Genomic DNA, 13333 nt, shown 5'->3' on the forward strand with positions numbered 1-13333 from the left:
GCCACTGCCCGCACGGCATGACCCGAGAGATGAGAGCCTTCATGAGACCCTCCCCCCGCCAAAGCCCGTCCGTACCCGCAGGCCCATCGGCACGCAGCGGAGCCGTCCGCCGGACCCTCTATGCCGGAATTGCCGGTTTGTCACTGGCCGGAACCGTCGCCGGCTGCGCACCATCGGCGGCCGAAGCCCCGCCGGCCAACACCGGCGCAGCCGGCAGCACGGCCGCCGCGCCCTCGGGCGGCTCCACCGCCCTGGCCGGCAGCGGCGGTTACAAGGACGGCACGTACAGTGCGGACGGAAACTATGTCTCGCCCAACGGCACCGAGACCGTCGGCGTGCAACTGACGGTGGCGGCGGGAAAAGTCACCGATGTGAAGATCACCCAACACCCTTCCAATCCGAATACCCGCAAGTTCCAGGGCGAGTTCGCCGGCGGCATCGCAGCGCAGGTGGTGGGCAGGAACCTCGACGAACTCAACGTGTCCAAGGTTGCCGGCTCATCACTGACCAGCGGAGGTTTCAACCAGGCCGTGGGGAAGATCAAGTCGGAGGCGCAGTAGGCAGTGCCCGTCACGGGTTGGGAGGGCTTTCCGTTCCTGGGGATCGGCACCGAGTGGGAGATCTCCACTCCCCTGCCCTTGACGGCGCCGCTGCGGGTGCGCCTCCTGGACCGCGTTGCAAGGTTCGACGCCGCGTGGTCCCGGTTCAGGGCCGACTCCCTGGTCGCAGAGATGGCACGCAAGCCGGGGCGTTACCGGTTTCCCGACGAAGCCGCAGCGCTCGGCCGGCTGTATTCCACACTGTACGGATTGACCGGTGGTGCCATGACGCCGCTGATCGGCGCCAGCCTGGAGCGCCTGGGCTACGATCCTGCCTATTCGCTCCGGCCCGCAGGTCCGCCACTCCCGGCGCCGGCCTGGGAGTCGGTCCTCAGCTGGTCAGGGGCTGACGTGGCTGCCAGCGCGCCGGTGGTGCTGGACATCGGCGCCGCAGGCAAGGGTTTGCTGGTGGACCTGCTGGCTGCCGAACTGGAGGCCGCCGGGGCCGGCTCCTTCATTATCGATGCCAGCGGCGATCTCCTGGTCCGCGGCCCGGACCCCATCAGCGTTGCGCTCGAACACCCCTACAACCCGGCCCAGGCCATCGGCGTCGTGCAGCTGGCCGGGCGCGCCCTCTGTGCCTCCGCGGCCAACCGGCGCGCCTGGGGCGACGGACTGCACCACGTTCTCGACGGAACAACCGGGCAGCCGGTGCGGACCGCCGTCGCCACCTGGGCACTGGCGGACACCGCGATGCTGGCCGACGCCCTGGCGACGGCGCTTTTCTTCGTTCCCGGCCCCGTGCTCCAGGAAGAGTTCGACTTTTCGTGGCTGACCGTCTTTTCCGACGGCAGCGCAGCCTATTCAGCCGCCTTCGAAGGGACACTGTTCTCATGAACCCCGTGGAAACACCGCAAGCCGGCCTGCTTCCCTCCCTGGCCGGCCGGGTGGGCACGGCCGTGGGCAAACTCACCATGTACCGGCTGATCCTGCTGGTCCTGGCCGTCCTTGCCGCCTACAGCCTGCTCCTTGACGTGCTGGGCTGGTTGACGTTCGGCATTTTGCCGATGCTGGCGCACCTGGCACTGTGCCTGGTGCTGACCTACGCCACCAACCGTGGACTGGCGGCGGTATTCCGGGTGAATCCCCATTCGGAGTCGTCGCTGATCACGGGGCTCCTGCTGTATTTCCTCTTCTGGCCGTCCCAGCAACTGATGGATGCGGCAGGGGTGGCGCTGGCGTGTGTCCTGGCGTCGGCGTCGAAATATGCTTTGGCGTGGCGCGGGCGGCACATCTTTAATCCGGCCGCGGCGGGGGCCTTCATCACCGGACTCACCGGGCTGAACATCGCCACCTGGTGGGCCGCCACTCCTGCCATGCTGTGGCTGGTGGTTCCGGGCGTGGTGTTGGTCTTGTACCGGACGCGCAAGGTCCTGATGGCTTCGGTGTTCACTGCGGTGGCCACAGCCATCATCACCGTTGAACTGCTCCGTGCGGGCATGACAGCCGGCATGGGCGTCTACCAGGCCCTGGCCCAGCGGCCGGTGCTGTTCTTCGTGGGATTCATGCTCACCGAACCCCTCACCCTGCCTCCGCGCCGTTGGCAGCAACTTGCCCTGGCCGCCGTGGTGGGGATCCTGTTTGCCGTCCCCTACAACCTGGGGATCTTTGCCAATTCGCCGGAAGCGGCCCTGTTGGCCGGCAACCTCCTTGCCTTCATGGCCGGCCAGCGCGGCGCGGTGAAGCTTCGGCTGGTTGGCACCCGGCCGTTGACGCCCAGCACCACCGAATTCTCGTTTGAACCGTCCCGGCTGGTCCGGTTCGTGCCCGGGCAGTACATGGAACTGGATCTTCCGCACGGGAAGCGTGACGGCAAAGGACGGCGCCGGGTGTTCAGCCTGACGGGCTCCCCGCGCGACCGGCTGCTGCGGTTCGGGGTGCAGACGGCCGGGCCCATGTCCGCGGCCAAAAAAACGCTGCTGGAGCTGCGGCCGGGCGATGAAGTCACGGCCACATCCGTGGGCGGCGACTTCGTCCTTCCCCGCGATCCCCGCCGGCCCGTGCTGCTGATCGCGGCGGGCATCGGCATCACGCCCTTCGTTTCGCACCTGTCCGCCGGCGGCCTGCGGGACCGGGACGCCGTGCTCCTGCTGCTGGCCCGGAGCGCCGGTGAGGTGGCGTACGCCGACGAACTCCGGAACTCAGGCATCCGGGTGCTGGTGCGGGTCGCAGACGGGTCCGGGCCGCCGCCGGGACTGGCTCCCGCTTCCTCCCGTCCCGAAGGTGCCGGCCCCGACACACCGGGTCAAAGGCTGGACGGAGCGATGCTCACCGCGCTGGTCCCGGATATCGCCGGCCGGGAGGTCTACGTGTCCGGTTCCCCGGCGAGCGTTGCCGCGCTGCGCCGCGAAGCCCGAAGGGCAGGCGCGCGCCGCGTCCACACCGACTCCTTTTCCGGCTACTGAGCGGCCCACCGCGTGCTGACGGCATGCTGCCGACGACGGTTTTCCCTTGCGGGCCACCTTCCTGCTAAGCTCTAGGACGTCCCGCCGGGAACGGCAGGAAATCCGGATTGCCCTCGTAGCTCAGGGGATAGAGCGTCTGCCTCCGGAGCAGAAGGTCGTAGGTTCGAATCCTATCGAGGGCACCATAGGAAACCCCCGCCGCTTCACTGAAGCGGCGGGGGTTTTTCGGTTTCGGTCGCCTGGAAACGCAGGGCGGCCTCGTCCGGGGTCGCCAGGGTCAGCACGGCTTCTTCCACCGTCTCGTGGTCCTCGAGTTCGCGCTCGATCCGGCGCAGGGCCACCGCCACCTCGTGCTCAGGGTGGTCGCCCTGCAGGTCCACTGCCGCAACGAGGTACAGCTTCCGCGGCCCGACAAATTCAAGGTGCAGATACGTGAGCCTGGCAATGTCCTGGTGCTCCAGCATCCGCGTGGCCATGGACCGTTCGATGTCTGGAGTGACGCCCTGGCCCACGAGGAAGCGCCTGTTGCGGTCGATCAGGAGGACGGCGACGACGGCGAGCAGCACCCCCACGACGATCGAACCGATGGCATCGGGCAGCGGCGACCCGGTGACCTGGTGCAGGAACACGCCAACAAACGCCACGACAAGGCCGATCAGCGCGGCCGCATCCTCCGCGAAGACCGCCCGCAGGGTGGGGTCGGAGCTGATGAGCACCTGCTCCAATGTGTGCCGTTCCAACTCATGTGCCGCCTTCCGGGTTTCGCGGAAGGCCTGGATGAAGGAAATCCCTTCAAAAACGAATGCGACGGCCAGGACCACGTAGGCCACCATGAAGTCGGCCGCGGGTTCGGGCTGAATAATCTCCTGGATCCCGTGCATGATGGAAACCACCGCGCCGGCCGTGAAGAGACCAAAAGCTGCGAACATCGACCATACGTAGGCTTCCCGCCCGTAGCCCATGGGATGGCCCTTGTCGCGGGGCCGGGCGGACCGCCGCTCCGCGAAGAACAGGAACACCTGGTTTCCCGTATCCGCCCAGGAATGCGCTGCCTCCGCTGCCATCGAGGCCGACCCGGACAGCACGGCTGCCACCGACTTCGCCGCCGCCACAAGGATATTGGCCACGAACGCGATGACGACCGTCAGCAGCGTGGAACTGGGCTTGGATCGCTTTTCGGTATGCGCCATGCGCCTACCGTACCCAACCGGCCCGCTCCCGGCCGCCGGCACGGCCGAACAACTCCGGGTGCCGTGCTGCCGCCGATTGTCAGTGCCCGCTCGTAGGCTGAAAAGACCTAACTGAGGGGGTACGCCATGCATGTTCCGTTCTGTTCCATCGTTCCGCCATACCTGTTGCGGCGGCTGGCCCGGCAGGCTGCACCGGAATATTCTTCCGCGGCGAGCGCCGCCAGGAAAGCCTTGGGACATGTCGAATCGTTCCAGGCTGCACGTGCACAGGGCGTGCCCGTCGTCCCGGAGGGCTTGCGCCAGGCAACGCCGGAACCGGTGAACCGCACCATATATGACGCCGGAGGCGCCGAAACACTGCCAGGCACCCTGGTACGCACAGAAGGTGCCGCACCCACCGGCGACGCCGCCGATGAGGCCTATGACGGGCTGGGGCATACGCACCGGCTGTATGCCGAAGCATTCGGGCGGGACTCAGTGGACGGACGCGGCATGAAGCTTGATGCCACGGTGCACTTCGGCAAGCTGTACGACAATGCCTTTTGGAACGGCAGCCAGATGGTGTTCGGTGATGGCGACGGCGAGGTTTTCGAACGCTTCACCAAATCCGTCAGTGTCATCGGGCACGAGCTTGCCCACGGCGTGACCCAGTACTCCGCCGGGCTCGCCTACCGGAACCAGGCAGGTGCCCTGAACGAATCGATGTCCGACGTCTTCGGCGCGCTCGTTGAACAGTTCATCAGGAAACAGTCCGCCGCCCAGGCAAGCTGGTTGATCGGGGAAGGCCTCTTCACGCCCCAGGTGCAAGGAGCGGCCCTCCGCTCCATGAAAGCGCCCGGAACAGCGTACGACGACGACGTGCTCGGCAAGGACCCGCAGCCGGACTCGATGGACTCCTACGTTCGGACCAGCGCGGACAACGGTGGCGTCCACATCAACTCCGGCATCCCCAACCGCGCCTTCTACCTGGTCGCCAGCGCACTCGGCGGTAATGCCTGGGACGCGCCCGGCCGGATCTGGTACGAGGCACTGACCAACGGGTCCCTGCCGGCCACAGCCACGTTCACCGTCTTTGCCCGTGCCACGATGCGCGCCGCCGCGGACTTGTTCGGTTCCGGAACCAAGGAGCATGACGCCGTACGCGGTGCATGGGAAACTGTGAGGGTCAAAGTTTAGCCACTGTTCCGCCGTGCCGGCCTCCGGCCGCCGGAATGTCCATAAAGCCCAGGGGCCTGCAATGAAGATCAAGGTGGAGCGCAGCGGCGGGCTCGCGGCCGTCACCAGGGTGTGGACCGTCGACGCGCGGACGGACAGCGACCTCAGCCATTGGCAGCCCATTCTTGAGGCCTGCCCGTGGGATACGGTTCCCAGCACCAGGCGGGCGGCGGACGCCGCCATCGAGTCACCCCAGCCGGACCGCTTCATCTACGCCATCACTGCCGGCCGGCGCAGGGCGGCGCTTCCGGAACAGGCCCTCACCGGTCCTTGGCGGATCCTGGTGGACACTGCGCGGGCCGCCGCGGAGAAGTCCACTGGTGGTGCAGGTGCCGCGGACGGGCCGGAAGCTCCGGCCTGACGGCAGGCAACGGGGCGGCCCCTGCCGGGAGCTCCGCCGGGCCGCAGTAGACTGTCTGCAGCCATGACTTTTCATATTTCCTATCCCGCCGAGCTGCCGGTTTCCGAGCGCCGCGAGGACCTGATGGCCGCGATCGCCGCCAACCAGGTGACCATCATCGCCGGCGAGACCGGCTCCGGCAAGACCACCCAGATCCCGAAGATGTGCTTGGAACTGGGCTTGGGCGAGAAGGGCCTGATCGGGCACACCCAGCCCCGCCGGCTGGCCGCCCGCACCGTGGCCGAGCGCATCGCGGAAGAAGTGGGCGTGGAGATAGGCCAGGAGATCGGCTTCCAGGTCAGGTTCACCGGCGAGGTCAGCAAGGAAACCAAGGTCAAGCTGATGACCGACGGCATCCTGCTTGCCGAGATCCAGCGCGACAAACTGCTGCGCAAATACAGCACCATCATCATCGATGAGGCCCACGAACGAAGCCTGAACATCGACTTCATCCTGGGTTACCTCAAGCGGATCCTCCCCCAGCGGCCGGACCTGAAGGTCATCATCACCTCGGCCACCATCGATCCCGAGCGGTTCGCCAACCACTTCGGCAGTCCGGACAAACCGGCTCCCATCATCGAAGTTTCGGGCCGCACGTACCCCGTTGAGGTGCGTTACCGCCCGCTGTCACAGCCGAAATCGGATGAGGACGACGCTTCGGACGACGAGCTCGAGGAAGACCGCGATCCCCTGGACGCCGTGTGCGACGCCGTCGACGAACTGGCCGCGGAGGCCCCCGGAGACATCCTGGTGTTCTTTTCCGGCGAGCGCGAAATCCGTGATGCGGCCGAGGCACTGCAGCCACGCATCCAGGCCAACCGCAGATTGGCCAACACCGAGATCCTCCCCCTGTTCGCCCGCCTCAGCCTGCAGGAGCAGCACAAAGTGTTCCACCCGGGCAGCAAGCGCCGGATCATCCTGGCCACCAACGTGGCCGAAACATCGCTGACGGTTCCGGGCATCAAATATGTCGTGGATACGGGCACTGCACGCATTTCCCGGTATTCGCACCGCACCAAGGTCCAGCGCCTTCCCATCGAGCGGGTCTCGCAAGCGTCGGCCAACCAGCGCTCCGGCCGGTGTGGACGCGTGTCCGATGGCATCGCCATCCGCCTCTACTCCGAGGAAGACTTCGAGTCCCGGCCAAAGTTCACGGATCCGGAAATCCTGCGGACCAACCTTGCCGCCGTCATCCTGCAAATGACCGCCATGGGCGTGGCCAAGAGCCCCAAGGATATCGAGGACTTCCCCTTCGTGGAGCCCCCGGAAACGAGGGCCATCAACGACGGCGTCACCCTGCTCCGAGAACTGGGCGCCCTGGCCCCGCCCCGGCCCCAGCACGCAGCCGGCGGCCCGGAAGCCGGCGCCAGGGGCGGGACGAGGGGCAGCGGCCTGACCGCCGTCGGGCAAAAACTCGCCCAGCTGCCGGTAGACCCCCGGCTGGGCCGGATGATCGTGGAAGCAGGGAAACGCGGCTGTGTCCGGGAAGTCATGGTCCTGGCCGCCGCCCTCACCATCCAGGATCCGCGGGAGCGGCCCACGGACAAGCAGCAGCTGGCTGCGGAAAGGCACAACCGTTTCCGCGACGAAAACTCCGACTTCACCGGCTTCCTGAACCTCTGGAATTACCTGCAGGAGAAGCAGCAGGAACTGTCGTCGTCGGCGTTCCGCCGCCTCTGCCGTGCCGAGTTCATCAACTACCTCCGGGTCAGGGAATGGCAGGATCTCTTCGGCCAGCTCCGCCAGCTGGCCCGGCCGCTGGGCATCAGCCTGGACAACAAGCGCCTCACGGATCCGGTGGGCAACCACGACGGGATCCACATCAGCCTGCTCTCCGGGCTCCTGAGCCACATCGGAATCCTGGACGAACGCAAGAGGGAATACGCCGGCGCCCGCGGCAGCCGGTTCGCCATCTTCCCCGGCTCTGCACTGTTCAAGAAGTCCCCCACGTTCGTGATGGCAGCGGAGCTGGTGGAGACCAGCAGGCTGTGGGCGAGGGTGGCCGCGAAGTTCGATCCCCTGTGGGCAGAGCAGGTGGCACCGGACCTGGTCAAGCGCAGCTACAGCGAACCGCACTGGTCCACCAAGCAGGGCGCCGTGATGGCCTACGAAAAGGTCACCCTTTACGGCGTTCCGATCATCGCCCAGCGCCGGATCAACTACGGCCGCGTGGACCCCGTGGTGGCACGGGAACTGTTCATCCGGCATGCGCTGGTTGAAGGCGACTGGCGCACCCACCACAAGTTCTTCCACCGGAACCGGGCGCTGCTGCACGAGGTCGAGGAACTCGAAGCGCGCATGCGGCGCCGCGACCTGATGGTGGACGATGAGACGCTGTTCGATTTCTATGACGCCAGGATCGGCCCCGACGTGGTTTCCGAGCGGCACTTCGACAAGTGGTGGAAGGACGCCCGGCGGGACAACCCTGACCTCCTGGACTACGACAAGTCGCTGCTGCTCAGTGATGACGCCGGGAACCTTGACGAATCCGCCTACCCCAAGACCTGGCTGCACAAGGGCTTCGACCTCCCCCTGACGTACGAGTTCCATCCGGTGGCTCCGGGCGCATCGCCAGACCCGTCCGACGGCGTCACGGCCGAGGTCCCTGTCCTGTTCCTGAACCAGCTCGACGACGCCCCGTTCCGCTGGCTGATCCCGGGCCAGCGGGTGGAGCTCGTGACAGCCCTGATCAAGTCGCTGCCCAAGCAGGTCCGGAAGAATTTCGTTCCGGCCCCGGACGTTGCCCGGCAGGCGGTGGCCCTCCTCGAGTCGGACTTCAACCCCGCAACGGATGAGCTGGAGCCATCGCTGGAGCTGGCGCTCCGGCGCCTCCGCGGCGCCATCATCCCGCCCGGCTCCTGGAACTGGGATGCCGTGCCTCCGCATTTGCGCGTCAGTTTCAAGGTGGTCGACAGCAAGGGGAAGGTGCTGGGCGACGGCAAGGACCTGGCCGGCCTGCAGGAGGAACTCGCCCCCGCAACGCGCCGCGCCATCGCCGAATCCCTCGGCGCCACCCCCGCGTCCACCGCACCCGGTGCCAGGAGCCAGGCGCATCGCCGCGGCGGCAAAGCGTCCGACGACGGCTCCGCGGCACCGCAGCAGGCCTCCGGAGTGCCGGGACAGCAAGCCACGGCCGGGTTCGTGGAGCAGGACGGCCTGACGGAGTGGAGCTTCGGCACCATCGGGCGCCAGGTCAGCAGCATGGTCAAAGGACACACCGTCACCGGCTACCCGGCGCTGGTGGACCAGGGTAAGTCCGTGTCACTGCGCGTCTTCCAAACCCCGGAGGAACAGCTCGAGGCGATGCGCGGCGGCGTCATCAGGTTGCTGGCCCTGCGTGTCCCCGCCCCGGACCGCTATGTCCTGGAGCACCTGAGCAACACGGAGAAGCTGACCTTCAGCCAGAACCCGCACGGTTCGGTCCCCGCCTTGATCGCGGACTGTGCGCTGGCGGCCATCGACAAGCTCACGCCGGTGGACCTGCCCTGGGACCGCAGGGCATTCGACGCCCTCTACGAAGTGGTGCGCGCCGAACTGATCGACACCGTGTTCACCGTCACCGCGGTCGTCGAGCGCGTCCTGGCCAGCACCCGCAGGATTGAAAAGCAGCTCAAGGGCACCACCAGCGTGGCCCTGATCAGCGCGTTGAACGACATCAAGAGCCAGCTGGAACAACTGGTGTACCCGGGGTTTGTAGCACGCACGGGCTACGCACAGCTCAGCCAGCTGCCGCGGTACCTGGCCGCCATCGAAAAGCGGCTGGAACGGCTGCCCGGGAACGTCCAGCGCGACGCCGTCCACATGTCCGTGGTCCAGCGGCTCGAAGACGACTACGACGACGCCGTCTCAGCGCTGCTGCCCGGCCGCCGCGCCGGCCGGGAGTTAACCCAGGTGCGCTGGATGCTCGAGGAGCTCCGGGTGAGCCTGTTCGCCGTCGAGCTCGGCACCGCATACTCGGTGTCCGAGAAACGCATTCGCGCCGTGCTCAACAAGGCCCTGGCACCGGCCTAGCGGCGCCGCCCAGAGAAGAGGAACCGAATGAAGATCACGCTTGCCCAGGGTCCTGCCGGAACTGAGCTCGCCGGCCTGGGCCACGCCCAGCCCGCGCACGTCATGGACAACCATGAACTCGAAGGCATGATGGACACGAGCGACGAGTGGATCCGCCAGCGCACGGGCATCGTCACGAGGCATATTGCGGCCGAAGGCGAAACCGTGGTGGACCTCGCGGTTCCGGCGGCGCGCATGGCCCTCGCTGATTCCGGGATCGCCGCGGCGGACATCGATCTTGTGGTGGTCGCCACAACGACTGCGGCGGAGCGGTCCCCCAACACGGCAGGGCGCATCGCCGAGGCACTGGGCCTGGGCCGGGACGGCCGCGGCCCGGGGATCATGGACATCAATACAGCCTGCTCCGGCTTCGAGTACGCGCTGGGCGTGGCTGACCAGGCCATCCGGACGGGAAGCGCCACGCACGCGATCGTGGTCGGGGCGGAAACCCTCTCGGCCGTCACGGACTGGACGGACCGCGCGACGGCGGTGCTCACCGCCGACGGTGCCGGCGCCGCCGTCGTACGTCCGTCCGCCACACCGCGCATTGGCCCGGTGGTCTGGGGTTCGGAGGCCGGCATGGCGGACGCCGTCCGTATCTCCCCGCCGTCAGGCAGGTTTTCGCAGAACGGCCGGGAGGTCCTCCGGTGGGCGTTGACCAGGGCGCCGGAGCGCGCCCGCGAGGTGGTGGCCCGTGCCGGTCTGGCGATGGACGACATCCAGGTCCTCGCCGCCCACCAGGCCAACCTGCGCATCATTGAACCGCTCGCGGAGGCTCTGGGCCTGACGGACCGGATCGTGATCACCGACGTCACCGAGTCCGGGAACACGTCCGCCGCCAGTGTGCCGCTCGGCTTGAGCAAGTGGTGGCATGCCGGGCGGATCCCGGCGGATGTCCCGGCGCTGTTGTTCGGGTTCGGCGGCGGCTTCACCTACGCCGGCATGGTGGCGATGACTCCCCGCCAGGGCTGAACCTAACTCCCGGGCACGAACTCCCCGTAGCCCGCCGCGCGGAGGCCTTCACGGAGCTTTTCCGCGTTGGCGTCCAGGACCGCGGGGTCCGGGTTCTGGTCTGCCGAGCCGAAGTCGAAGTCGGCCATGCTTTGGGACGGCCAGACGTGGACGTGCAGGTGGTTGACCTCGTAACCGGCCACGATCAGGCCGGCCCGCCGGGCCCCGAACGTCTCCACTTGCACGGCCCCGATGCGCCGGGCGACTTCCATGACCCGGGCCAGGGTAGCCGGCGATGCGTCGGTCCAGCGGTCCACTTCCTCGGTGGGAACCACCAGCGTGTGGCCATCGGCGAGCGGACCGGTGGTGAGGAACGCGGACACATCGTCCTCGCGCCACACGAACCGGCCGGGGATCTCGCCCTTCAGGATCCTGGTGAAAAGTGTACTCATGCGTCTGCCTCCTCGGCGGCTGCCTGCAGCGTGCCGGCGTCCAGCACGAACCGGTATTTTACGTCTCCCGCAACCATGCGGTCGTAGGCTTCATTCAGTTCCCCGGCCCCGACCACTTCAATGTCGGCCACCACGCCGTGGTCGGCGCAGAAGTCCAGCATTTCCTGGGTTTCGGCGATGCCGCCGATCAGTGATCCCGCGTAGGCGATCCGTCGTCGGATCAGGGCACCCGGGTTGACCGGCGGCATGGCCTTGGACGGCAGTCCGAGCTGGAACAGCGCCCCGTCGACCCGCAGGGTCCGGAAGTAGGGGTTCAGGTCGTGCGGGGCGGCGACGGTATCGATAATGAGGTCGATGCTCCGGTCCGCGCCGGCCATGGCCGCCTCGTCCCTCGAAAGCACAACCCGGTCCGCTCCCAGCTCCAGCGCGGCGGCAGTTTTCGCCTCGGACGTCGTAAAGACCACCACGGTGGCGCCCATGGCCTTGGCGAGCTTGACGGCCATGTGGCCCAGTCCGCCGAGGCCCACCACACCGACGACGTCGCCTTCCTCCACATCGAAGTGCCGCAGCGGAGAGAACGTGGTGACCCCGGCGCACAGCAGGGGCGCGACGGCGGCCGGGTCCAGGGACCCGGGGACCCGGAGGACATACCGCCGGTCCACCACGATGGACGAGGAGTATCCGCCCTGGGTGATGGCGTCGCCGTTCCTCCGGTCCTTGGCCCCATAAGTGCCGGTCATCCCGTTTTCGCAGTATTGCTCAAGGCCGTCCAGGCAGCTCGCGCATTCGCGGCAGGAGTCCACCATGCAGCCCACGCCCACGCGGTCACCGACGGCGAAGTCGGTGACATTTGTACCAACCCGGCTGACCGTTCCCACGATCTCGTGCCCGGGAACCAGGGGGTAGGCCTGCGAGCCCCATTCGCCGCGGGTGGCGTGCACATCAGAGTGGCAGAGCCCGCAATATTCAATGGCGATCTCGACGTCGTCCGGCTTGGGAGCGCGCCGGGCCACCGTCAGCGGCACCAGCCCGCTGTCGCCGGAGGTTGCGCCGTAGGCCGCGGCCAGCCGGCCGCCGGCGGCCGCCGGCGTCGCGTCGGCGGCGGGGGCAATGGGTTGGGCGAGGGGCGGCGGCACAGGGCGTCCAGGTGTCATGGTTCGACGCTACCCTTGCCCTCGGCGAAGTTTCCAGCCGGTGCGCCGGGGCCTCCCGGTTCCGGGCCGGTTGCCACCGGCAGTTCGGGGCGGTTGGACCATTCCGAGAAGGAGCCGGGGTAGAGCGCGGCGCTGAAGCCGGCCAGTTCCAGCGCAGCCACCTGGTGGGCCGCTGTGACGCCAGACCCGCAGTAAACCGCAACGGGAACGTCGTCCTTGGCGCCGAGGGACTCGAACCTCCGGCGCAGCTCCGCCGGCGGCAGGAAGTGCCCGGCGTCGTCCACGTTGTCCGCCGTGGGCGCACTGACCGCTCCGGGAATGTGTCCGGCACGCGGATCGACGGGTTCAACCTCTCCCCGGTACCTCTCCCCCGCCCGCGCATCAAGCAACACGCCGTGCCCGGACCAGGTGGCGGCAGCACCGGCGTCGAGCACCGGCATCCCGCCGCCGGCCAGGTCCACATCACCACGCGCGGGCCGGACGGGCCCGGACTCAAGCGGCATGCCGGCCTTTCGCCAGGCGGCCAGGCCGCCGTCGAGCATGTATGCCTCGGCGAACCCGGCGTTGCGCAGCATCCACCACAGCCTGGCGGCCGCCATGTTGGCGCTGTCATCGTAGGCAACCACGACGTCGCCGTTCCGGATCCCCCACCGGCGGGCGGCTTCCTGGAATTGCCCGGCGTCAGGCAGCGGGTGCCGTCCGCGGTCCCGGATGGCAGGGTCCGCAAGCTCGGTGGCCAGGTCAACGAACACAGCTCCCGGCAGATGCTCCCGCAGGTAATGCTCGTGCCCGCGGGGGTCCCCGAGCACCCAACGGACATCCAGCAGGACCGTGCGCTGGCCGGCGGCAAGCCGCGACTCAAGGCCTGAAACATCCATCAGCGGGTTCATTGCACTCCTTCTGCGGATCCGGGCCGC

Annotated in this window: 11 protein-coding genes and 1 tRNA gene; 8 read left to right on the plus strand and 4 right to left on the minus strand. The window is 67.8% G+C overall.

What is annotated here, in order from left to right; translation table 11 throughout:
• Positions 1–41 precede the first annotated feature (41 nt).
• From AB4Y79_RS15590 to AB4Y79_RS15605, 4 genes are all read left to right on the plus strand, one after another.
• A complete protein-coding gene (locus tag AB4Y79_RS15590; protein ID WP_308930561.1) occupies positions 42–560 on the plus strand; it encodes an FMN-binding protein in 519 nt (172 codons plus the stop codon).
• 3 nt (positions 561–563) lie between these two features.
• Positions 564–1436, plus strand: coding sequence for an FAD:protein FMN transferase (locus tag AB4Y79_RS15595; RefSeq protein ID WP_441863553.1), 873 nt, complete (start codon positions 564–566; stop codon positions 1434–1436).
• On the plus strand, positions 1433–3004 hold the full coding sequence (locus AB4Y79_RS15600) for a ferredoxin--NADP reductase (RefSeq protein ID WP_441863556.1): 1572 nt from the start codon (positions 1433–1435) through the stop codon (positions 3002–3004). The genes AB4Y79_RS15595 and AB4Y79_RS15600 overlap by 4 nt, the downstream gene beginning before the upstream one ends.
• 109 nt (positions 3005–3113) lie before the next feature.
• A tRNA-Arg gene (locus AB4Y79_RS15605) sits at positions 3114–3189 on the plus strand.
• Between the two features lie 18 nt (positions 3190–3207).
• Here AB4Y79_RS15605 and AB4Y79_RS15610 read toward each other — a convergent pair.
• Positions 3208–4194, minus strand: a complete 987-nt coding sequence (locus AB4Y79_RS15610) for a cation diffusion facilitator family transporter (RefSeq protein WP_441863558.1) — start codon at positions 4192–4194, stop codon at positions 3208–3210.
• Positions 4195–4320: 126 nt separating this feature from the next.
• Here AB4Y79_RS15610 and AB4Y79_RS15615 point away from each other — a divergent pair, with 126 nt between their 5' ends.
• The 4 genes from AB4Y79_RS15615 (at position 4321) to AB4Y79_RS15630 (ending at position 10831) form a co-directional block, all read left to right on the plus strand.
• Positions 4321–5370: a M4 family metallopeptidase gene (locus AB4Y79_RS15615; RefSeq protein ID WP_441863561.1), complete on the plus strand. Its 1050-nt coding sequence runs from the start codon at positions 4321–4323 to the stop codon at positions 5368–5370.
• A gap of 61 nt (positions 5371–5431) precedes the next feature.
• Positions 5432–5770 carry a protealysin inhibitor emfourin gene (locus AB4Y79_RS15620; RefSeq protein ID WP_441863564.1) on the plus strand — a complete coding sequence of 113 codons (339 nt, stop codon included), beginning with the start codon at positions 5432–5434 and terminating at the stop codon, positions 5768–5770.
• Positions 5771–5833: 63 nt separating this feature from the next.
• A complete protein-coding gene (gene hrpA / locus AB4Y79_RS15625; protein ID WP_441863567.1) occupies positions 5834–9820 on the plus strand; it encodes an ATP-dependent RNA helicase HrpA in 3987 nt (1328 codons plus the stop codon).
• A gap of 27 nt (positions 9821–9847) precedes the next feature.
• A complete protein-coding gene (locus AB4Y79_RS15630; RefSeq protein ID WP_441863570.1) occupies positions 9848–10831 on the plus strand; it encodes a beta-ketoacyl-ACP synthase III in 984 nt (327 codons plus the stop codon).
• A gap of 2 nt (positions 10832–10833) precedes the next feature.
• On the opposite strand, the gene AB4Y79_RS15635 is transcribed toward AB4Y79_RS15630, so the two are convergent.
• From AB4Y79_RS15635 to AB4Y79_RS15645, 3 genes are read right to left on the minus strand one after another with little or no spacing between them, the layout of a single operon-like run.
• Positions 10834–11262, minus strand: a complete 429-nt coding sequence (locus AB4Y79_RS15635; RefSeq protein ID WP_441863573.1) for an HIT family protein — start codon at positions 11260–11262, stop codon at positions 10834–10836.
• A complete protein-coding gene (locus tag AB4Y79_RS15640; protein WP_441863576.1) occupies positions 11259–12416 on the minus strand; it encodes an NAD(P)-dependent alcohol dehydrogenase in 1158 nt (385 codons plus the stop codon). The genes AB4Y79_RS15635 and AB4Y79_RS15640 overlap by 4 nt, the downstream gene beginning before the upstream one ends.
• Positions 12413–13306, minus strand: coding sequence for a sulfurtransferase (locus AB4Y79_RS15645; RefSeq protein WP_441863579.1), 894 nt, complete (start codon positions 13304–13306; stop codon positions 12413–12415). Before AB4Y79_RS15645 ends, AB4Y79_RS15640 begins: the two co-directional genes overlap by 4 nt.
• Positions 13307–13333: the final 27 nt, after the last annotated feature.

The sequence above is a fragment of the Pseudarthrobacter sp. YAF2 genome (assembly GCF_052113345.1).
Taxonomy (GTDB): domain Bacteria; phylum Actinomycetota; class Actinomycetes; order Actinomycetales; family Micrococcaceae; genus Arthrobacter.

Bases quoted from the DNA above. Each gene is read 5' to 3' on its own strand.
- AB4Y79_RS15590 (WP_308930561.1), top strand. From the start codon at position 42: ATGAGACCCTCCCCCCGCCAAAGCCCGTCCGTACCCGCAGGCCCATCG.
- AB4Y79_RS15600 (WP_441863556.1), top strand. From the start codon at position 1,433: ATGAACCCCGTGGAAACACCGCAAGCCGGCCTGCTTCCCTCCCTGGCC.
- AB4Y79_RS15610 (WP_441863558.1), bottom strand. From the start codon at position 4,194: ATGGCGCATACCGAAAAGCGATCCAAGCCCAGTTCCACGCTGCTGACG.
- AB4Y79_RS15615 (WP_441863561.1), top strand. From the start codon at position 4,321: ATGCATGTTCCGTTCTGTTCCATCGTTCCGCCATACCTGTTGCGGCGG.
- AB4Y79_RS15620 (WP_441863564.1), top strand. From the start codon at position 5,432: ATGAAGATCAAGGTGGAGCGCAGCGGCGGGCTCGCGGCCGTCACCAGG.
- hrpA (WP_441863567.1), top strand. From the start codon at position 5,834: ATGACTTTTCATATTTCCTATCCCGCCGAGCTGCCGGTTTCCGAGCGC.
- AB4Y79_RS15630 (WP_441863570.1), top strand. From the start codon at position 9,848: ATGAAGATCACGCTTGCCCAGGGTCCTGCCGGAACTGAGCTCGCCGGC.
- AB4Y79_RS15635 (WP_441863573.1), bottom strand. From the start codon at position 11,262: ATGAGTACACTTTTCACCAGGATCCTGAAGGGCGAGATCCCCGGCCGG.
- AB4Y79_RS15640 (WP_441863576.1), bottom strand. From the start codon at position 12,416: ATGACACCTGGACGCCCTGTGCCGCCGCCCCTCGCCCAACCCATTGCC.
- AB4Y79_RS15645 (WP_441863579.1), bottom strand. From the start codon at position 13,306: ATGAACCCGCTGATGGATGTTTCAGGCCTTGAGTCGCGGCTTGCCGCC.